This is a genomic window from Kribbella swartbergensis, assembly GCF_054784135.1.
This window is the reverse complement of the sequence record NZ_BAAGPM010000008.1, coordinates 105335-124838: the sequence shown is the minus strand read 5'-3', so window position 1 is coordinate 124838 and position 19504 is coordinate 105335. Positions and strand designations below refer to the sequence as shown.

Here is a 19504-nt window from a genome sequence, read left to right as displayed (position 1 = left end):
AGCTTTCCTTCCTCCCGCAACCGAAGGGCAGCTGAGCTGGAGCAGTAGAGGAGGGGAGAGTATGGACGTCGGAGTCGACGTCGGCACCACCGTCACGAAGGCCGTCGCGTTCGACGACAACGGCCGGCCGGTGGCCGAGGCGTCCCGGCCGACCAAACTGGTCCGGGCCGGGATCGGGCGGTTCGAGCACGAGACCGCGGAGATCGTTGCTTCGGTCAACGAGGTGGTCGGTGAGCTGGCCGGCACGGTGGGGGACCGGCCCGGCGTCCTGGCGATCACCGCACAGGGCGACGGTCTCTGGCTGGTCGACGCCGACGGTACGGCGGTCCGTCCGGCGATCTCCTGGCTGGACGCTCGCAGCAGTGCGATCCTCGATCGCTGGACCACCGACGGTGTCGCCGAACGCGTCTTCCGGCGATCCGGCAACCGCATGTTCCCGGGCGCCTCGGGTCCGCTCCTGGCCGCCGTACTCGCGGAAGAGCCTGACGTGATCGCCCGCGCGGGCACGGCGGCGTACTGCAAGGACGTCGTGATGCAGCAGTTGACCGGCGTCCGTGCGACGGACGTGTCCGACGCGTCCGCGCCGTTCCTCGATCCGCGGACGAACCAGTACGACGACGAGGCGCTGAAGGCGACCGGTCTCTTCGAGCTGAAGCACCTGCTGGCACCGGTGGAGGCCGCCGGGCCGGTCGGCGAACTGCGTGACGACTCGACCGGGATGGCCCGCGGCACCAGGGTTTCCGCCGGGCCCTACGACCTGCCGGCCGCAGCCGCCGGGGCCGGTGTGCAGGAGCCAGGCGACGCCTTGCTCACTGTCGGTACGACGCTCGCGTGCCAGGTGGTGACGCGCGAACTGCCAGTGGACGGTGAACCGGCGGGGTTGTTCCTCGGCACATGGACGCCTGGCACCTGGCTTCGCGCGATGCCCGCCATGGTCGGCACGGCCGCGCTCGACCGGGTCCTGGCGCTCGTCGGCGTCGGGACGGACAAGCTCCCGGAGTTGCTGGCCGAAAGCCCGGTCGGCGCGCAGGGCGTGACCGTTCTTCCGTACCTGTCCGAAGCGGGTGAGCGGGCGCCGTTCGTCGACACCCGGGCCCGCGGCACGATCGACGGGATCTCGCTGTCCACCACCACGGCCGACCTGGTGCGCGCGACCTGTGAAGGGATCGCGTACGCCGCTCGGCACTGCCTCGAAGCGGCCGGCTGGACCGGACGGGTCACGGTCTGCGGCGGTGGCGCCCGCAGTACGGAGTGGACGCAGATCCTCGCGGATGTGCTGAACGCACCGCTGCACACCGCCGAAGCCGAGCAGGTCGCCGCCCGCGGCGCCGTGATCTGCGCTCGGCGCGCGGTCGATCCGGACAGCGCCGGCCCCGACTGGATCGCCGAGACCCGTCAGGTCGATCCCGATCCCACCCGCGCCGCCTTCTACGCCGAGGGCTACGCCCACTACCTGCGCCGGATCGAAGCGGCCCGCCCGCGCTGGTCCGACCCCGCCCCCACCTTCACCTCAGGAGTTCGATGAGAACCGTCAGGACGCTGCTTGCCGGCGACCATTTCGTCCGGAACGACCTGCTTGCCGCTGCGCTCTCGACGCTGGACGACGTCAGCTTCGAGTTTCGGGAGGTCACGTTGCCGTGGCCGTTGACGCCGTACGGGCGGGTCGCCGAGGTGGACGAGGCGAGTGACGCCGAGGACCAGCTGATCGAGGCGCTGGCCGGGATCGAGATCGCGGTCACCCAGATGGGCCCGTTCACCGAGCGGGTCCTGGACGCCGCACCCGACCTGCGGTTGCTGGTCGTCTGCCGTGGCGGTCCGGTGAACGTGAACGTGCCCGCGGCAACCAAGCGCGGGATCGTCGTCGCCTCGACGCCCGGCCGCAACGCGGTCGCCGCCGCCGAGCACGCGGTCGCGCTGATGATGGGGGCCATGCGCAACCTTCCGCGGCTGCAACGCACCCTGGAGCAGGGAGAGTGGCGCAGCGACCTCTACGCGTACGACGAGTGCGGGGTGGAGCTCGACGGGTCGACAGTCGGCCTCGTCGGGTACGGCGCGATCGGGCAGCGGGTGGCCCGGGTGATGCTCGCTTTCGGCGCTCACGTCCTGGTCGCCGACCCCTTCGTGGACCAGGCGCCCGAAGGGATCGAACTGGTCGAGTTGGACGAGCTGCTGCGCAGGAGTGACGTGGTCAGCCTGCACGCCCGGCTGACCGATCAGACCCGCGGCATGATCGGCGCCGACCAGATCGCGCTGATGCCACGAGGCGCCGTACTGGTGAACACCGCGCGCGGGGGGCTGCTCGACTACGACGCGACCGTGGATGCGTTGCAGTCCGGTCACCTCGGTGCGGCCGCCTTCGACGTCTTTCCCGAGGAGCCTGTTCCTGCGGGCTCTCGGCTGCTCACCGCGCCCAACGTGGTGATGACGCCGCACCTGGCCGGTGCAACTCGGCAGACCGCTCATCGCGCGGGCACGATCGCGGCCGAGGCGGTCGCCGCGTATCTGGCCGGGAAGGACCCGGCAGGGCTGGTGTCGGCGTAGGGCATGCAACTCCTGACGCCCAGCACCTGGACAGAGCTCCTGCTGCTCCTGGTTGCGTTTGTCCTGTCGATGATCATCGGCATCGAACGCCAAGTGCAGCAGAAGAGCGCGGGGATGCGGACGCACACGCTGGTCGGCACCGGTTCTGCTCTTTTCACACTGGTGTCCGGCTTCGGTTTCAACGCCGTCCTCGGCACCGATGTCAATCTCGATCCGTCCAGGATCGCGGCCCAGATCGTCTCCGGCATCGGCTTCCTCGGTGCGGGCGTGATCTTCATGCGCCGCGACGTGGTGCGCGGCCTGACGACCGCCGCGACCATCTGGATGACGGCTGCGATCGGCATGGCCTGTGGTGCGGGCATGCCACTGCTCGCAGCGGCCGCGACAGTGCTGCACCTGGCTGCGGTCGGTCCGTTCGGCCGGCTGGCGCGGTTCCTGCCGTCGCCGGACCGGCGCAGGATCGTGACCGTGCGGTACCGCGACGGTTCCGGCGTACTGCGGTCGATCCTGGCGACCGCGACCTCGATGGGCTTCGAGGCGTCGGTGCTCGGGACCGAGGTGCACCGTGAAGGCGGCTATCCGCAGGTCCGGGCGTCGATGCGGTTCCGCGGCCGCCCGCCGCTGCAGAACCTGGTCGTCGCACTCGACGAACTCGACGGCGTCACCGGTGTCCGGCTGCGCAACGACGATGACGACTGACCGTTGATGGTGTGAACTCAGTGAGAAAACACATAGTTTCTCTATACGTCACCATGAATCGGTGATAATTTCACGCCGTGCTTCACACTCAGTCGCCCACTGAACTCCGCGCGTTGGCCGTCCGGCTGGCCGTCGCGGCCGGCGAGGAGTTGCTGGCACGCCAACCAGGTCTATCGATTGATGCCGCCGGTGTCGAGACCAAGACCTCGGCCAGCGACCCGGTCAGCGCCGCCGACCGGGCCTCGGAGAAGCTGATCACCGAGGGCCTCGGCGAGGCCCGGCCCGGTGACGGCCTGCTCGGCGAGGAGGGCACCGCCCGGACGTCGTCCACCGGACTCACCTGGGTGATCGACCCACTGGACGGCACCGTGAACTACCTCTACGGCCGGGCTCGGTCGCCGACGGTACGGCGGACGCCTACTACGAGCACGTGATCCAGCCGTGGGACATCGCCGCCGGTGCGCTGATCGCCCGCGAAGCAGGGGCGCAGACCATCGGTGGACCCGGGACCGCCCTGCCGCAGGGCATCGTGGCGGCCGCGCCGTCCCTGGCCGCGTCCCTTGTCGAACTACTCGTTCCCTCAACCCCGAGGAGGTCGGTGTGACCGCACTGGACCTGCCGGTCCGGACCCATCCGGACGAACGCCGGCTCACCGACGACGGCGGCAGGCAGCAACGCCGCCGGCGCCGCCGGGAGTACGGCCTGTTCGCCCTGCTGGTGGCGCCGAACCTGCTGGTGATCGCCGTGTTCGCGTACTGGCCGATCATCTACAACGCCTTCCTCAGCCTGACCGACTGGAACATGATCGCGGCGCGGCCGACGTTCGTCGGGCTGGCCAACTACGGCCGGACGCTGACCGACCCGGCGTTCCACAAGACGCTGTGGATCACCGTCGTGTTCACCGGCTTCGTCGTGGCCGGCAGCCTGGTGGTCGGGCTGGCGCTGGCGTTCCTGTTCAACCTGCCGCTGAAGGGCCGCGGCGCGGTCCGGACGATCGCGTTCGCCCCGCACATCCTGTCCGGTGCCGCGGTCGCGACGATCTGGCTGTTCATCTTCGACCCCGGCTACGGCCTGATGCGGGCGCTGATCGACCCGTTCGGCGCGGAGCCGCCGGACTGGATGAACAACTCCGACTGGGCGCTGCCCGGACTGATCATCGTCTACCTGTGGAAGAACATCGGGTTCGCGGCGCTGATCTACCTGGCCGGTCTGCAGGGGCTGCCGAAGGAACTCGACGAGGCGGCCGCGATCGACGGCGCGAGCACGTGGACCAGGTTCCGCGCGATCAAGCTCCCGTTGCTCGCCCCGATCAGCTTCTTCCTGCTGATCACCACGGTGATCGGCACCTTCCAGGCGTTCGACGTGATCGCGGTGATGACCGGTGGCGGCCCTGGTGATGCCACCACCACGCTGAGCTGGTCGATCTACAACGAGGGCTTCCAGGCGTTCAACGCGGGCCGCGCGGCGACGCTGTCGATCATCATGTTCGTCATCCTGCTGGTCGTCACCACGGTGCAGGCCCGAGTGATGGAGAGGCGGGTGCACTACCGATGAAGGTGCGTGCGATCCAGTACGTCGTACTGATCGGTGTGGCGGCCGTCTTCCTCGGGCCGCTGTACTGGCTGCTGTCGACGGCGTTCAAGGAGCCGGCCCAGATCTACCAGTGGCCGCCGGCCTGGTGGCCGGACCTGACCTGGGAGAACTTCGGCCTGGCCTGGAAGGCGGCGCCGTTCGACCGGTTCTTCGTCAACTCCACCGTGATCACGGTGGCGGGGACGCTGCTGAAGGTGACCAACGCGGTGCTGACGGCGTACGCGTTCGCCTACCTGCGGTTCCCGTTCAAGAAGGTGCTTTTCTTCCTGGTGCTCGGCGCGATGATGGTGCCCGGCCACGTGACGCTGTTGCCGAACTACCTGACGGTGGCAACACTCGGCTGGATCAACACCTACGCGGGCCTGATCATCCCCGGTATCGGGTCGGCGTTCGCGACGTTCCTGATGCGGCAGCACTTCCTCACCCTGCCGACCGAGGTGACGGACGCGGCCGCGGTCGACGGCGCCGGGCATCTGCGGACCCTGTGGCGGGTCGTGCTGCCGATGTCGCGGCCGATGCTGATCACGGTCGTGGTGATCACCGCGGTGGAGGAGTGGAACAACTTCGTCTGGCCGCTGATCGTGACCAACACCGCGTCGATGCGGACCCTGCCGGTCGGCCTGCTGATCCTGAAGGACGAGGAGGGCCTGGCGAACTGGGGAACGATCATGGCCGGCACCCTGCTGGTCCTCGCCCCGATGCTGCTGATCTTCCTGATCGCGCAGCGCTACATCGTCGGCGGTATCACGCAGGGAGCGTTGAAGGGATGAATATGCGACGCAGGACGTTCCTGGGCCTCACGGCCGCGGCGACGTTGGCCGGCTGCGGCTACCGCTCGGTCGACGCGGAGTACTCGCAGCCCGCCGGGGCCGTGCCGAAGCAGTACGCGAACCGCGTGCGGGTGGTCTTCTGGTCGCCGTACGGCGGGGTCAACGGCAAGGCACTCGACAAACTCGTTGCCAAGTTCAACGATTCCCAGCAGGACGTGTACGTCGAGGTGCAGTTCCAGGGCAGCTACGACGACGTGGCCCAGAAGATCGCGGCTGCGCTGGTCGCCAAGCAGGCGCCGGACCTCGCCGTACTGTCCGACGTCACCTGGGAACGGTTCTTCCTCAACGAGGCGCTCGAACCGCTGAACGGCTACTTCACCGACGGCTTCGGTCCGGCCGTGTACCAGCAGAAGCTGTTCGGTGAGTACGTCGTGAAGGGGCAGAGTTGGTGTGTCCCGTTCGCCCGGAGTACGCCGATCCTCTACTACAACCGGGAGGCGTTCGCGAAGGCCGGGCTGCCGGACCGGGCGCCGCGGACCTGGAGCGAGCTGCGGTCGTGGTCGCCGGAACTCGCCAAGGTGCAGTCCGGCGGGCGGTCGCTGCGGACGATCGCGTTCGCGAAGATCGACGGCGACTGGCAGTTCCAGGGCAACGTCTGGCAGTTCGGCGGCGCGTACTCCGACGGCCTCGACGTCACCATCGACCAGGACGGTGCGGTCGCCGCGGGCGAGTGGCAGCGGCAGATGGTGCACAAGGAGGGGCAGGCCTACATGGCCAGCAGCCCGAGCACCGACTTCGCCAACGGGCTGGTCGCCGTCGTCCAGGAGTCGACCGGCGGCCTGAAGAGCATCACCGGCAAGGCGAAGTTCGACGTCGGCGCCGGGTTCATCCCGTCCGAGGTGGCCGCCGGGATCGCGACCGGTGGCGGCGGGATCGGCATGCTGCGCAACATCTCGGCCGAACGGAAGCAGGCCGCGGCCGCATTCCTCGCCTACCTGGCCCGGCCGGAGAACTCCGCCTGGTGGACGATCGAGACCGGCTACCTGCCGGTGGTGAACGCCGCTCGCGAGGATCCGGCGCTGAAGAAGCTGATCGCGGACCAGCCGAACTACGGGGTCGCGATCGCCCAGCTGGAGAACGCGCGGCAGCAGGACGCGATCCGGCTCTACGGGCGGAACGCGAACGTGGTGATCTACACCGGCCTGCAGCAGATCTACGCCGACAACGCGGCGCCGAAGGAGGTGTTCGGGTCGGTCGCGCGCCGGCTCGAGGTGATCGGCGACGAAGTCCGACGACTCTACGAGGAGAAGGTGCTGTGATCATCACCGGCCACCGGGGCGCGCTCGGGACCGAACCGGAGAACACGCTGCGGTCCTTCCGCCGCGCCGTCGCGGACGGCTGCGACGAGATCGAGTTGGACCTCCGCGTCACCGCCGACGACCGGCTCGTCGTCCTGCACGACGCCACCGTCGACCGCACCACCGACGGCTCGGGCGAGCTCGCCGAGCTCACGTTCGGCGAGTTGCGGTCGCTGGACGCCGGTCTCGGCGAGGTGGTCCCGACCTGGGCCGAGACGGTCGCCGCGATCGACGTACGCCTCCAGGCGGAGGTGAAGGCGGCGCGCGCCGTACCGCTGCTGGTCGAGTCCCTTCAGGCCGACCCGGCACTCGCCGCCCGCACGATGGTCACGTCGTCACACGCCGACATCCTCCTCGCCGTACGTCGTGCGATGCCGTCGGCGAACACCGGCCTGATCTTCGGGCGGACGCCGGCGATCGCCGACGTGCTGGCACTGACCCGGGCGGCGGAGGCAGGTACAGCGCTCTGCGGTATCGACGGCCTGACACCCGAGGGCGTGGCCGAGCTGCACGCGGCCGACCTGGACGTCACGGCCTGGCCCGTCCCCGACCCCGAAACCCTGGACCGCGCAATCGAACTGGGCGTCGACGGCATCACCACCGACAACCCCCACCTCCTGACCCGCTCCAACGCCTGACACCGCTGCCGGGCAGGTGGTCCGCATCACACATTTCAACGTCTGAATATGTTCTTCCGTGGAACAAAAATGTGTGATTGCCTAGACGCATGGGAATCAGCATCGGTGTAGTCGGAGCGGGCCAGTTCGCCCCGTCCTTCCTGCGGTTGTGGTCCGCGCATCCTGACGTCTCGCAAGTCCGGCTGACGGACGTGCTGCCCGAGCGGGCAGCCGCGATGGCCGAGAAGCAGGGCATCAAGGTCACGCACGCGTCGTTCGAGGAGATGCTCGCCTCGGACGTGGACGCGGTGGCGATCTTCACCCAGCGCTGGCTGCACGGCGAGATGGCGATCCAGGCGCTCGAGGCCGGCAAGCACGTGTACTCGACCGTCCCGATGGCGATCGAGGCGGACCAGATCGCCCGGATCATCGAGCTGGTCAAGGAGACCGGCCTGACCTACATGATGGGCGAGACCAGCTACTACTACCCGTCGTCGGTGTACTGCCGGCAGAAGCTGGCCGCCGGTGAGTTCGGCCGGGTCTTCTACTGCGAAGGCGACTACGTCCACGACATGGATCTCGGGTTCTACGCGGCGTACCAGTACAGCGGCGGCGAGGACTGGAAGAAGACCGCGTCGTTCCCGCCGATGCTGTATCCCACGCATGCCGTCGGCAACGTCTTGTCGGTGACCGGGCAGCACGCCACCCACGTGTCCTGCATCGGCGTGAAGGACGACCGCGGCGACGGCGTCTTCGACAAGGAGATCAGCCAGTTCGACAACGACTTCAGCAACGCGACCGCGCTGTTCAAGCTGGCCGACGGCGGGGTGATGCGGACCAACGAGATGCGCCGGGTCGGCTACCCGTCGCACATCCGTGAGTCCCGGCTCCGGGTGTTCGGCACCGAGGGCAGCTTCGAGCAGCTCGCCACCACCACGGTCTGGCAGACCAAGGAAGGCGTGGAGGACATCAGCCACCTGATGGAGACCGAGCCGAGCGGTTCACTCGAAGACGACGACCTGGCGAACGTGGACCCCGCGCTGCGGGACGCGTTCATGTCCGGGCTGTCCCCGGTGCACGACCGCAGCCGCCTCCCGGTCGAGTTCGCCGGCCTGCACAACGGTCACGAGGGCTCGCACCACTTCCTCGCCGACGACTTCGTCCGCGCTGTCGCCGACAAGACCCTCCCGCCCGTCAACGCCTGGGTCGCCGCCCGCTACACCCTCCCGGGCATCTACGCCCACCAGTCCGCCCTCCAGGGCGGCGTACAGCTGGAGATTCCCGACCACGGCGACGCCCCCGCCTAGGACACAGCAACGAAAAGGCCGACCGCCGGGCGGTCGGCCTTTTCTGTTGGGACTCGGCCTCATCTGTTGGGACGGCCTCATCTGTTGGGACTCGGCCTCATCTGTGGAGTCGGCCTCGTCTGTTGGATCAGACGGCGGCGTCGGATCAGACGGCGGTGAGTTCGCGGGCCTTCTGGTGGAGTCGCCGGATGCGGCTCTCCATCGGCGGGTGGGTGGAGAAGAGGGCCGCGATGCCCTGGCCGCTCAGCGGGTTGGCGATCATCAGGTGGCTCTGGGTCGCCACACTCGACTCGGCCGGCAACGGCATGGCCGCCGTACCGCGGCTGATCTTGGCCAGCGCGCTCGCCAGCGCCAGCGGGTCGCCCGACAGCTCGGCGCCGTCGTCGTCCGCGGCGTACTCACGGCGGCGGCTGATCGCCAGCTGGATCAGGCCGGCCGCGAACGGCGCGAGCAGCACGGTCAGCAAGGTGGCCAGCGGGTTCGGGCCGTCCTCGTCGTCGGAGGCGCCGAACGGCAGGAACAACGCCACGTTGGCAAGCATCGTCACGATGCCCGCCAGGCCGGCCGCGACGCTCGAGGTCAGGATGTCGCGGTTGTAGACGTGCGCGAGCTCGTGCCCGAGTACGGCGCGCAGCTCACGACGGTTCAGGATGCGCAGGATCCCGTCGGTCACCGCGACCGCGGCGTGCTCCGGGTTCCGCCCGGTGGCGAACGCGTTCGGCTGGGCGATCGGGCTCACGTAGATCCGCGGCATCGGCTGGCCGGCGCGCTGGGCGAGCTCGGCCACCACGGCGTACAGCTCGGGCGCCTGCTGCGGGCTGACCGGACGGGCCGCCATCGACCGCAGCGCGAGCTTGTCGGAGTTGAAGTACAGATAGGCGTTGAGTCCCAGCGACAGCACGGTGGCCAGCAGGACACCCGTCGTACCGGCGATGTACCCGCCCACGACGATGATGAGGGCGGTCAGCAAGGCCAGCAACGCGGCGGTCCTGACCGCGTTACCCGCGCGGCGAAGACCGTTCATCATTCATCACTCTCCATCGGGAAAGGCTTTATCCCCGAAAACGCCACCACCCCAACTGGTATTCCCCAGAAAGCCCACGCGTGTATTCCCCGGGGACGCCCACGCGTGCTTTCGCGGTCACTCCTTCGTCGCGACCGCTACGCCCGCTCCCGCCCGCCCCCGGCTTAGCGCCGGTGCCTCCTTTGCCAGCTGCCGCCGGCGATCTGCGGGCTTATCGCCCGCGAGGTGAGTGTGTGACGTGGTGCTGGATGGACTGGGGGGTGGGAGCAGGGTGGTCTGACCCACGCGTGCTTTCGCGGTCACTCCTTCGTCGCGACCGCTACGCCCGCTCCCACCCGCCCCCGGCTTAGCGCCGGTGCATTCCTTGCCGGCTGCCGCCGGCGGTTACGGGCTTATCGCCCGGGGGATGAGTACGTGCAGTGGTCAGTTGGACGGACTGTGGGGGTGTCTCAGCCGCCGGACCTGTGGGTTGTTGACGCGTACCTTTCCTGCGTTCGGACCGGGGCACGGTCAGTCGACTGGGGCGCCGCCGTAGGAGATTTCGTTGCCGTCGGGGTCGTAGAAGGTGGCGTGGCGGACGCCGTTGTCGTAGGTCTCGCGGACGGCAGGTTCCAGGCCGCGGTCGGCGATGGCGCCTAGGACACCTTCGAAGTCGTCGACGAAGAGCGTGTGTTGAGCGTGCCCGGCGTGATCCGGGACGACCTCGATGTAGATGAACTGATGGTCGCCCAGCTCCCACACCGCTTCCACGTCGTTGGGCAGGAAGCTCGGAGGTGCGCCAAGCAGCTTCTCGTACCAGGCGACGGCCGTGTCATAGTCGCTGACCGAGACGCCTGCAAACAGATCAAGAGCCATACGGGATCGTAGCCAGTACCTCGGTCCACCGGCGTCGGTCGCCGCTTGGCACCGAGAGTCCGCACGAGGGCTCGAACCAGTAGGCCTCAGCACGGTCGTCCAGCCCCCACGGCCCGCGTGTACTCAACGCGCGGGGGACAAGCCCCGCAGACCGCCGGCGGCAGCCGGCAAAAGGATGCACCGGCGCTAAGCCGGGGGGTGGGTGGGAGCGGGCGTAGCGGTCGCGACGAAGGAGTGACCGCGGGAGCACGCGTGGGTCCGACCACACCCTCATAGTTCGCCCTGCCCGCCACGGCGCGCCCGGCGGGTCAGGGTTCGTGGTCGGAGCGGTAGCGGAACAGGTCGGGGAGGAAGTTCTCCAGGTTGCCGATCTCCTCGACGTGGTGGCGGACCCAGGCGGCGAGCTTGGCCGGGGGGAAGGCGCGGGTGTTGGCGATGCGGTTGAGCAGGAGCCGGCCGGCCGCGGTGGTGTCGCCGATGGTCATTCGGGTGACGTACTGCGTCCCGCCGCGGACTGCGGTGAACTCGTTCTCCAGCCGGACCAGCGCCGTACCGAGAATGCGGGTGGAGATGATCGCGGCCTGGCTGTCGATCTGCTCGACGCCGACCTTGATGTCGATCAGGTGGTCGAGGTCGCGGCCGGGTGCCTCGGTGATGTGCAGGCGTGCGCCGGGGCCGACGGCGCCGTGGGTGTCGGGGCTGGTCACCCGGTAGGCGATGTGGTCCAGCGGATGCCAGACCAGGTACCTGGGCCACTCCTGACCGGCGTATCTCATGGTCCCGGAGACATGGCCGTACCACCACGACAGCATCTCGGGCGTGACGTCGGCGAGTGGGGCATGGCGGATGGTGACGACAGTGCGGCTGTCCTTCGCGGCGGTCCGGACCGCAGCGGATCCGAGGGGACGGAGTGGCCAGAGGACCGGACGCGGCGCAGGGAGATGCGGAGCGGTCATCCCATTCGCGTGCCCGCGCTTCGCCGTACGAAACGGCCTACTCGTAGATCTTGCGCAGCCGCAGCGACATCGAGTTGTCGATGTGCTGGTTCATCGCGGACTCGGCTGCGTCGGGGTCGCCCGAGCAGATCGCCTCGACCAGGGTGCGGTGCTCGGTGAGGACCTCGGGGCCGATGTCGCGGTCGTAGTGCAGCCGGAAGATGTGCAGGTGGCAGTGGGTCCGTTCGAAGGCGAGCCGGACCTGGTCACTGCCGGAGAGTGACGCGATCAGCAGGTGGAACCGGTTGTCGTGCGCGGTCAGTGACTTGTAGCCGGCGTAGTCCACCGAGGTCGGCTCGACCGCGTTCGCGAGTTCGGCTCGCAGCCGGGCCCGGCCCTCGTCGTCGATCAGTTCGGCCGCGCGCCGGGCCGCCCAGGGCTCGAGCAGCCGGCGGAACCGGTACAGGTCGTCGAACTCGGCCAGCGACAGCAACGGCGTCGCCCGGTATCCCTTCAGCGGCTCCTTGACCGCGAGCCCTTCCGACTCCAGCCGCGCCAGCGCCTCCCGCACCGGCGTCGACGACACCTGGAACTCGCGGGCCAGCCCGTCGATCGAGATCCGGGCGCCGGGCCGGATGACGTGGTCCATCAGCATCGTCTTGATCGCCTCGTACACGTCGTCGGCGAGCATCTGCCGGCGCATCAGCCGCCGGTCCCGCGGCTCCACGATCTCCGTCATCAGCCCTCTCCGCATCCTGGTCGCGGTCTTGACCCGGCCGGTCGTCTTCGGCAAGGTGGCACCTGTAATCATGCATCATGCACGATTCCGGGTCCCGTTCTCAACAACCGGAGAGCCAGAGAGGCGAGGCATGCTGAGGTTCGACGAGGTCGGCGTACTGCCGGAGCCGGAGGACAACGCGGCGATCTGTTCGCGCCGGCTCGACGCCGGTACGACGATCGAGCTCGACGGCGCCGTGGTCACGCTGCCGCACACGGTCCTCGAGGGTCACCGCTTCGTCGTCCGCCCGGTCCGCGCCGGCGAGGCGATCACCTCCTGGAACACCCCGTTCGCCCGCGCCTCCCGCGATCTCGTGCCGGGCGACTACGTGTGTACGCCGACCAGCCTGGCCGCGGTCACCGCCCGCGGCGTCGAGGGGCTCCCGGACGAGCCGTCGGCCACCAACGAGCCGCTCGACCCCTTCGAGCTGGACGAGTCCGCGCTGAACTTCGGCGCCCAGGTGACCAGCGTCGAGCAGCCCGGCACCTTCCTCGGCTACCCCCGTGAGCAGGGACCGGCCGGCACCCGCAACCACGTGGTGATCATGGCGACCAGTTCGCGCAGCAGCGGGTTCGTCACCGAGCTCGCCCGCCGGTTCGAGGGCGTGGCCGCCGGGGACGGCGTCGTACCAGTGGCGCACACCGAGGGCGGCGAGGACGACGTACCGAACAACCTTCACTTCCTGCTCGCCACCCTGGCCGGCTTCACGCTGAACCCGAACGTCGGCGCCGTGCTGATCGTCGACACCGAGGACGACGTGGTGTCCGGTCAGGCGATCGCGGACTTCATGGCGGAGCACGGCTACCCGTCGATCAAGGTGCCGCACGCGTACTTCACCCGTCGTGGCGGGTTCGAGCACGACCTCACCGCGGCCGGCGCGTTGATCGAGCCGTGGCTGCCGATCGTGGACGCGCAGCGGCGGGTGGAGGTCCCGCTCGCCGATCTGCGGATCGCCTTGCAGTGTGGCGGCTCGGACGCGTTCTCGGGCATCTCGGCGAACCCGCTGGCCGGTCTGGTCGGTGCCGAGGTGATCAAGCACGGCGGCGCCGCCGTCCTCGCGGAGACCGACGAGCTGATCGGCGCCGAGGGGTACGTACTGAAGAACGTCCGCGACCTGGCGACCGCGAAACGGTTCCTGGCCACCGTCCGCTCGTTCAAGGAGCGCGTCGGCTGGCACGGTCACACCGCCGAGGGCAACCCGTCGGGCGGCAACGTGTACCGCGGTCTCTACAACATCGTGCTGAAATCCATCGGTGCCGCCCGCAAACTGCCGCGCGAGGTCCGGCTCGACCATGTCATCGGGTACGGCGAACCGCTTCCGGGCAGCGGCTACATCTTCATGGACAGCCCGGGCAACGACCTCGAGTCCGTCGCCGGTGAGGTCGCCAGCGGCTGCAACCTGATCTTCTTCACCACCGGGAACGGTTCGATCACCAACTTCCCGTTCGTGCCGACAGTGAAGTTCGTCACGACCTCGGCCAGGTACGAGAGTCTGCAGGCCGAGATGGACGTGGACGCCGGGCGCTACCTCACCGGTACGCCAATGGCCCAACTGACCGCGGAGACCTTCGACCTCACCGTCCGGGTCGCGTCGGGAGAGCCGACCGCGGGGGAGCGGGCCGGGCACAGCCAGGTGTCGATCTGGCGCAACTGGCGGCAGCGCGGGCCGCGGGAGGGCATCTCGATCAGCACCGACGGCCGGATGAGCCGCGCCCTGACCGATCTGCCCGCCGAGGACCGCGACGCACCGCTCGACGGACTTCCGCTGACCGGCCTCGGTACGAACACGCGGACCGCCGTACGGCTGCTGAAGGTCGACGACCGGCTGGTTCCGGAGTCGGTCGGTCTGATCCTGCCGACCAGCCTGTGCTCGGGCCAGATCGCGCTCAGGCTCGCGGCCCAGGCGGACCTGGAGAAGTGGGCCGGTGACGCGGTCACGCGGATGGTCGCGCTCCCGCACACCGAGGGCTGTGGCAGCAGCGGCGGTGCGTCCGAGGAGACGTTCGCGCGCACCATGCTCGGCTACCTCCTGCACCCGAATACCCGGATGGCGCTGCTGCTCGAGCACGGCTGCGAGAAGACGCACAACGACTACTTCCGGTCCCGCCTGGTCGAGGCCGGCGCGGATCCGTCCCGCTTCGGCTGGGCGAGCATCCAGGCCGACGGCGGGCTCGAGGCCGTCGCCGGCAGGGTGCGCGATTGGTTCAGCGGCTTCGACCTCCCGGCGCCGAGCGAGTACGACGGAACGGTCGGCGACCTCACCATCGGACTCGAGGCCCGCGGACCGTTGTCCGGCGAGACGGCCGAGGCGCTGGCCCTGATCGGCCGCGAGATCGTCGGCTCGGGCGGTTCCGTCGTACTGTCGTCCCGCGGTGCACTGCTCGGACATGACGTCTTCCGTACGACGGCCTTCGGATCGGCGGACCGGGTCGAGTCGACGATCGCGCACGGGCAGCGGTTCGCCGAGCCGGGCTGGCACGTGATGCGGATGCCGGGCACCGACTGGATGGAGACCGCGACCGGGTTCGGGGCCGGCGGGGTGCAGCAGATCCTCGCGCACGTCGCCGGCGGCACCGTGTCCGCGCAGCGGTTCGTCCCGGTCGTCGAGATCAGTAACGATCCGGAGACGGTCGCGAAGTACGGCGACGACCTCGACGCGGTCGCCACCGGCAGCGCGGCCGACCAGGCCCGGATCGGGCTCGACACGATCGCGGCGGTGGCGAGCCGGCAGCTCGTCCCGAAGGCGGTTGCCTCAGGCAACGTCGGTTTCCAGATCACCCGTGGTTTGCTCGGCACCTCGATGTGAAAGGTCTCTCCATGCACCTGGTCCGTTTCCAGTCCCCGGACGGCCGTCCGGTCGTCGGCGTACGCACCGGCGACACCGTTGCGCCGGTGGAGGGCGTCGGCAGTTTCGCGGAGCTGCTCCGGCTGACCCTCGACGAGCTGCAGACCGCGGTCGCCAAGCTCGGCGAGCCGGTCCCGGCCGACGGCGTACGATTCCTGCCGCCGCTCGACGGGCGTGGCGAGGTCTGGTGTGCGGGGGTCACCTACGAGCGGTCGCGGGGCGCGCGGATGGAGGAGAGCACCGAGCAGTCCGTGTACGACAAGGTCTACACGGCCGAGCGGCCCGAGCTGTTCCAGAAGGCGCCGGCCTGGCGGGTCGTCGTGGACGGCGAGCCGGTCGGCATCCGGGTGGACTCCGGGCACGACGTACCCGAGCCGGAGCTCGCCGTCGTCGCCAACAGCCACGGCGAGATCGTCGGCTTCACCGTCTGCAACGACATGAGCTCGCGCTCGATCGAAGGCGTGAACCCGCTGTACGTCCCGCAGGCCAAGCTGTTCGCCGGCGGGTGCGCTCTGGCCGCCGGGATCCGCCCGGTCTGGGAGGTTCCGAACCCGAAGGACCTGACCATCGACCTGGTCATCCGCCGCGGCGGCGACGAGGTCTTCACCGGTACGACGTCGACGTCCAAGCTGGTCCGCGACCTGCAGGACCTGATCGACGTGCTGTTCTTGCCCAACGACTTCCCGGACGGCGTGATCCTGGCGACCGGCACCGGGATCGTGCCCGAACTGGGCTTCGCGCTGGCTGAGGGTGACGTCATCACGATCACCATCGACGAGGTCGGGACGCTGACGAATACGGTGGCCGTAGGCCGGGAACCCTTCGCGTTCCTGGCAACCGAGAACAGAGACACAGAGGAGAAGCGATGATCCCGGACACCACCCCTGCCGAGCTCGAGCAGGCCCTGGCCGACGCGGCGGCGGCCGCACCGGCGCTCGGTGCCTCGGAGCCCGGCGTCCGGGCCGGGTGGATCCGCGCCGTGGCGGACGCACTGGACGCGGCGGCGGACGAGCTCGTGCCGATCGCGATGCGGGAGACCTCCCTGCCCGAGGCTCGGCTGCGGGGCGAGGTCGCGCGGAGCAGCGGCCAGCTGCGGCTGTTCGCCGACGTGCTCGAAGAGGGCTCGCTGCTCGAAGTCGTCATCGACACCGCCGACCCCGACGCCAAGCCGGTGCCGCGCCCGGACCTGCGTCGCGTGCTGATCCCGCTCGGTCCGGTGCTGGTGTTTGCCGCCAGCAACTTCCCGTTCGCGTTCAGCGTCTGCGGCGGCGACACGGCGTCCGCGCTGGCCGCGGGGTGCCCGGTGATCGTCAAGGCACATCCCGGCCACCCGGAGTTGTCCGTGCGCACGGCCGAGGTGATGATCGAGGCGCTGCAGGTCGCCGGTGCCCCGGCCGGCACGCTGAACCTGATCCAGGGTTTCGAGGTCGGCGTCACCGCGCTGAAGGACCCGCGGATCACCGCGGCCGGGTTCACCGGGTCGGTCCCGGCCGGCAAGGCGCTGCACGAGATCGCGGTCACCCGGCCGGAGCCGATCCCGTTCTACGGTGAGCTCGGCAGCCTCAACCCGGTCTTCGTCACGCAGTCCGCGGTCGATGCCCGCGGCAAGGACATCGCCGCCGGGTACGTCGGTTCGTTCACCCTCGGCGTCGGCCAGTTCTGCACCAAGCCCGGCCTGTTGTTCCTGCCCGCGGGGCACGGTCTGCAGGACCAGCTGACCGAGGCGGTCGGTGGCGTGGCCGAGGCCAAGATGCTGAGCGACCGGATCCAGGAGGGCTTCACCTCCGGCCTGGACCGGCTGCAGAAGGTGGACGGCATCCGGGTCCTGGCGTCCGGCGGCGCGACGCTGCTGCAGACGACGGTCCCCGAGTTGCTGGCGCGTCGCGACGAGATCCTCGAGGAATGCTTCGGCCCGGTTTCGATCGTCGTCGAGTACGACGGTCCGGACGAACTGCGGTCCGCGGTCGAGGCCTTCGAGGGCAACCTGACCGCGACCCTGCACGCGGAGGAGTCGGCCGACGCCGAGCTCGCCGCGGAACTGCTTCCGTTGCTGACCGCAAGGGCCGGGCGGGTGCTCTGGAACGGCTGGCCTACGGGTGTCGCGGTCTCCTGGGCCCAGCACCACGGCGGCCCGTTCCCCTCCACCGTCGGGTCGATCCACACCAGCGTCGGTGTGACCGCGGCCCGCCGGTTCCAGCGTCCGGTCGCGTACCAGGACGCTCCGGATGCGGTGCTCCCCGCCGTACTGAAAGACTCGAACCCGGCCGGGATCAGCCGCCGGGTGAACGGCACTGTGACAACAGGTGAGGTATCCCGATGAGCGATCTTCCCCCGACCAACGACCCGGTCGACGCCGAGCTGCCGGGTGACGTGCCCGGTCAGCCGACCCCTGAGAAGACCGGCGGCGCCGCCGGACGGCCGGAGGCGCCGATCGGCCGGCGCAGCTTCGACCACTGGTTCGGCGAGAAGGACCGCAACGGGTTCATCCACCGGTCCTGGATGCGCGCGCAGGGCTTCTCCGACGAGGTGTTCGACGGCCGCCCGGTGATCGGCATCTGCAACACCTGGTCCGAGCTCACCCCGTGCAACGCGCACCTGCGCCGGCTCGCCGAGTCGGTCAAGCGCGGTGTCTGGCAGGCCGGCGGGTTCCCGCTCGAGTTCCCGGTGATGTCGCTCGGCGAGACGATGCTGCGGCCGACCGCGATGCTGTTCCGCAACCTGCTCAGCATGGACGTCGAGGAGTCGCTGCGCGGCAACCCGATCGACGGCGCGGTGCTGCTGACCGGCTGCGACAAGACCACGCCCGGCTCGATCATGGGCGCCGCCAGCGTCGACCTGCCCACCCTCGTGGTGACCGGCGGCCCCATGTTGAACGGTAAATTCCGCGGCTGCGACATCGGTTCCGGTACGGCGGTCTGGCGCTTCACCCAGGAGCGCAACGCCGGCCGGATGTCCGAGGAGGACTACGCGGCGGCCGAATCCGGCATGTCCCGCAGCAACGGGCACTGCATGACCATGGGTACGGCGTCCACGATGGCCTGTATGGCCGAGGCGCTCGGCCTGCAACTGCCCGGGTCGGCGGCGATCCCGGCGGTCGACTCCCGGCGCTACTCGATCGCCCAGCAGGCCGGTCAGCGGATCGTCCAGATGGTGCACGAGGATCTGAAGCCGAGCGACATCCTGACCCGGGACGCGTTCGCGAACGCGGTCCGCGCGAACGCGGCGATCGGCGGCTCGACCAACGCGGTCATCCACCTGCTGGCGATCGCCGGCCGGGTCGGTGTCGACCTGACCCTGGACGACATGGACGAGTGGGCTCGCGGGGTGCCGTGGCTGGTGGACCTGCAGCCGTCGGGCAAGTACCTGATGGAGGACTTCTACTACGCCGGCGGCCTGCCCGCGGTGATGAAGGAGATCCTCCCGCTGCTCAAGGCCGACGCGATCACGGTCACCGGCAAGACGATCGGCGAGAACGTCGCCGACGCGGAGCGGACCGTCGACACCGACGTGATCCGGGCCGTCGGCAACCCGCTCGGCAGTGGCGCCGGGACCGCCGTACTGAAGGGGAATCTGGCGCCGGACGGTGCCGTCATCAAGCAGTCGGCGGCGTCCGAGCGGCTGCTGCAGCACCGCGGCAAGGCGCTGGTGTTCAGCAGCATCGAGGAGTACGACAAGGCCGTCGACGACCCCGATCTGGACGTCGACGAGGACACCGTCCTGGTGCTGCAGTACGCCGGTCCGCGTGGCTACCCGGGTATGCCCGAGGTCGGCAACATGACGATCCCGCGCAAGCTGGCCGAGCAGGGCGTCGACGACATGGTCCGGATCTCCGACGCCCGGATGAGCGGTACGGCGTACGGCACCGTCGTACTGCACGTCACGCCGGAAGCGGCCGTGGGCGGTCCGTTGGCGCTGGTGCGGACGGGCGACTGGATCGAACTCGACGTACCGGCTCGGCGGTTGCACCTCGACGTATCCGAGGAGGAACTGGAGAAGCGGCGGGCCGACTGGCAGCCGCCGGCGCCGCCGACCGACCGCGGCTGGGCCCGGCTGTACGTCGACCACGTCACCCAGGCCAACCAGGGCTGTGACCTGGACTTCCTGATCGGCCGGACCGGTTCGGCCGTGGCGCGGCAGAGCCACTGATGCCGGCCTCCTCACAACCGCCGGCCTCCTCACAAC

At 69.4% G+C, this 19504-nt stretch carries 18 protein-coding genes; 14 read left to right on the top strand and 4 right to left on the bottom strand.

All coding sequences use genetic code 11. The features are described 5' to 3' along the window. Nucleotides 1–61: 61 nt before the first annotated feature. The 10 genes from ACYVOK_RS04260 to ACYVOK_RS04215 all read left to right on the top strand — a co-directional run bounded on the left by ACYVOK_RS04260 (nucleotide 62) and on the right by ACYVOK_RS04215 (nucleotide 8885). Nucleotides 62–1525, top strand: coding sequence for an FGGY family carbohydrate kinase (locus ACYVOK_RS04260; RefSeq protein WP_460660896.1), 1464 nt, complete (start codon nucleotides 62–64; stop codon nucleotides 1523–1525). Beyond that, on the top strand, nucleotides 1522–2541 hold the full coding sequence (locus ACYVOK_RS04255) for a 2-hydroxyacid dehydrogenase (RefSeq protein WP_460660895.1): 1020 nt from the start codon (nucleotides 1522–1524) through the stop codon (nucleotides 2539–2541). Before ACYVOK_RS04260 ends, ACYVOK_RS04255 begins: the two co-directional genes overlap by 4 nt. A gap of 3 nt (nucleotides 2542–2544) precedes the next feature. After that, nucleotides 2545–3240, top strand: a complete 696-nt coding sequence (locus tag ACYVOK_RS04250; RefSeq protein ID WP_460660894.1) for an MgtC/SapB family protein — start codon at nucleotides 2545–2547, stop codon at nucleotides 3238–3240. A 77-nt stretch (nucleotides 3241–3317) separates the two neighbouring features. Next, nucleotides 3318–3674, top strand: coding sequence for an inositol monophosphatase family protein (locus tag ACYVOK_RS04245; RefSeq protein ID WP_460660893.1), 357 nt, complete (start codon nucleotides 3318–3320; stop codon nucleotides 3672–3674). Beyond that, nucleotides 3671–3844, top strand: coding sequence for a hypothetical protein (locus ACYVOK_RS04240; protein WP_460660892.1), 174 nt, complete (start codon nucleotides 3671–3673; stop codon nucleotides 3842–3844). The genes ACYVOK_RS04245 and ACYVOK_RS04240 overlap by 4 nt, the downstream gene beginning before the upstream one ends. Further along, a complete protein-coding gene (locus ACYVOK_RS04235) occupies nucleotides 3841–4794 on the top strand; it encodes a carbohydrate ABC transporter permease (protein ID WP_460660891.1) in 954 nt (317 codons plus the stop codon). Before ACYVOK_RS04240 ends, ACYVOK_RS04235 begins: the two co-directional genes overlap by 4 nt. Continuing rightward, nucleotides 4791–5603: a carbohydrate ABC transporter permease gene (locus tag ACYVOK_RS04230; protein ID WP_460660890.1), complete on the top strand. Its 813-nt coding sequence runs from the start codon at nucleotides 4791–4793 to the stop codon at nucleotides 5601–5603. Before ACYVOK_RS04235 ends, ACYVOK_RS04230 begins: the two co-directional genes overlap by 4 nt. Nucleotides 5604–5605: 2 nt before the next feature. Next, complete coding sequence (locus tag ACYVOK_RS04225; protein ID WP_460660889.1) at nucleotides 5606–6922, top strand: ABC transporter substrate-binding protein; 1317 nt, start codon at nucleotides 5606–5608, stop codon at nucleotides 6920–6922. Beyond that, nucleotides 6919–7599 (top strand): glycerophosphodiester phosphodiesterase, encoded by a 681-nt coding sequence (locus ACYVOK_RS04220; protein ID WP_460660888.1) that lies wholly within the window; start codon nucleotides 6919–6921, stop codon nucleotides 7597–7599. Before ACYVOK_RS04225 ends, ACYVOK_RS04220 begins: the two co-directional genes overlap by 4 nt. A gap of 89 nt (nucleotides 7600–7688) precedes the next feature. Next, entirely contained in the window at nucleotides 7689–8885 is a 1197-nt protein-coding gene (locus ACYVOK_RS04215; protein ID WP_460660887.1) for a Gfo/Idh/MocA family protein, read from the top strand. Between the two features lie 145 nt (nucleotides 8886–9030). Here the strand turns inward: ACYVOK_RS04215 and htpX are convergent, their stop codons facing one another. The 4 genes from htpX to ACYVOK_RS04195 all read right to left on the bottom strand — a co-directional run bounded on the left by htpX (nucleotide 9031) and on the right by ACYVOK_RS04195 (nucleotide 12492). Continuing rightward, complete coding sequence (gene htpX, locus ACYVOK_RS04210; protein WP_460660886.1) at nucleotides 9031–9909, bottom strand: zinc metalloprotease HtpX; 879 nt, start codon at nucleotides 9907–9909, stop codon at nucleotides 9031–9033. Nucleotides 9910–10419: 510 nt separating this feature from the next. Then, nucleotides 10420–10764, bottom strand: coding sequence for a VOC family protein (locus ACYVOK_RS04205; protein WP_460660885.1), 345 nt, complete (start codon nucleotides 10762–10764; stop codon nucleotides 10420–10422). A gap of 308 nt (nucleotides 10765–11072) precedes the next feature. Further along, nucleotides 11073–11720 (bottom strand): hypothetical protein, encoded by a 648-nt coding sequence (locus ACYVOK_RS04200; RefSeq protein WP_460660884.1) that lies wholly within the window; start codon nucleotides 11718–11720, stop codon nucleotides 11073–11075. A gap of 37 nt (nucleotides 11721–11757) precedes the next feature. Next, a complete protein-coding gene (locus ACYVOK_RS04195) occupies nucleotides 11758–12492 on the bottom strand; it encodes a GntR family transcriptional regulator (protein ID WP_460660883.1) in 735 nt (244 codons plus the stop codon). A gap of 76 nt (nucleotides 12493–12568) precedes the next feature. Here ACYVOK_RS04195 and ACYVOK_RS04190 point away from each other — a divergent pair, with 76 nt between their 5' ends. Genes ACYVOK_RS04190 through ACYVOK_RS04175 form a run of 4 tightly spaced genes read left to right on the top strand, consistent with a single transcriptional unit; the run spans nucleotide 12569 to nucleotide 19468 of the window. Beyond that, nucleotides 12569–15283: a UxaA family hydrolase gene (locus ACYVOK_RS04190; protein ID WP_460660882.1), complete on the top strand. Its 2715-nt coding sequence runs from the start codon at nucleotides 12569–12571 to the stop codon at nucleotides 15281–15283. Between the two features lie 11 nt (nucleotides 15284–15294). Beyond that, nucleotides 15295–16191 carry a fumarylacetoacetate hydrolase family protein gene (locus ACYVOK_RS04185; RefSeq protein ID WP_460660881.1) on the top strand — a complete coding sequence of 299 codons (897 nt, stop codon included), beginning with the start codon at nucleotides 15295–15297 and terminating at the stop codon, nucleotides 16189–16191. Then, nucleotides 16188–17642 carry an aldehyde dehydrogenase (NADP(+)) gene (locus tag ACYVOK_RS04180; protein WP_460660880.1) on the top strand — a complete coding sequence of 485 codons (1455 nt, stop codon included), beginning with the start codon at nucleotides 16188–16190 and terminating at the stop codon, nucleotides 17640–17642. Before ACYVOK_RS04185 ends, ACYVOK_RS04180 begins: the two co-directional genes overlap by 4 nt. Continuing rightward, nucleotides 17639–19468, top strand: a complete 1830-nt coding sequence (locus tag ACYVOK_RS04175; RefSeq protein ID WP_460660879.1) for an IlvD/Edd family dehydratase — start codon at nucleotides 17639–17641, stop codon at nucleotides 19466–19468. The genes ACYVOK_RS04180 and ACYVOK_RS04175 overlap by 4 nt, the downstream gene beginning before the upstream one ends. The last annotated feature ends 36 nt before the right edge of the window (nucleotides 19469–19504 follow it).

Bases quoted from the DNA above. Each gene is read 5' to 3' on its own strand.
- ACYVOK_RS04260 (WP_460660896.1), top strand. From the start codon at position 62: ATGGACGTCGGAGTCGACGTCGGCACCACCGTCACGAAGGCCGTCGCG.
- ACYVOK_RS04255 (WP_460660895.1), top strand. From the start codon at position 1,522: ATGAGAACCGTCAGGACGCTGCTTGCCGGCGACCATTTCGTCCGGAAC.
- ACYVOK_RS04250 (WP_460660894.1), top strand. From the start codon at position 2,545: ATGCAACTCCTGACGCCCAGCACCTGGACAGAGCTCCTGCTGCTCCTG.
- ACYVOK_RS04230 (WP_460660890.1), top strand. From the start codon at position 4,791: ATGAAGGTGCGTGCGATCCAGTACGTCGTACTGATCGGTGTGGCGGCC.
- ACYVOK_RS04225 (WP_460660889.1), top strand. From the start codon at position 5,606: ATGCGACGCAGGACGTTCCTGGGCCTCACGGCCGCGGCGACGTTGGCC.
- ACYVOK_RS04215 (WP_460660887.1), top strand. From the start codon at position 7,689: ATGGGAATCAGCATCGGTGTAGTCGGAGCGGGCCAGTTCGCCCCGTCC.
- htpX (WP_460660886.1), bottom strand. From the start codon at position 9,909: ATGAACGGTCTTCGCCGCGCGGGTAACGCGGTCAGGACCGCCGCGTTG.
- ACYVOK_RS04205 (WP_460660885.1), bottom strand. From the start codon at position 10,764: ATGGCTCTTGATCTGTTTGCAGGCGTCTCGGTCAGCGACTATGACACG.
- ACYVOK_RS04200 (WP_460660884.1), bottom strand. From the start codon at position 11,720: ATGACCGCTCCGCATCTCCCTGCGCCGCGTCCGGTCCTCTGGCCACTC.
- ACYVOK_RS04190 (WP_460660882.1), top strand. From the start codon at position 12,569: ATGCTGAGGTTCGACGAGGTCGGCGTACTGCCGGAGCCGGAGGACAAC.
- ACYVOK_RS04185 (WP_460660881.1), top strand. From the start codon at position 15,295: ATGCACCTGGTCCGTTTCCAGTCCCCGGACGGCCGTCCGGTCGTCGGC.
- ACYVOK_RS04180 (WP_460660880.1), top strand. From the start codon at position 16,188: ATGATCCCGGACACCACCCCTGCCGAGCTCGAGCAGGCCCTGGCCGAC.
- ACYVOK_RS04175 (WP_460660879.1), top strand. From the start codon at position 17,639: ATGAGCGATCTTCCCCCGACCAACGACCCGGTCGACGCCGAGCTGCCG.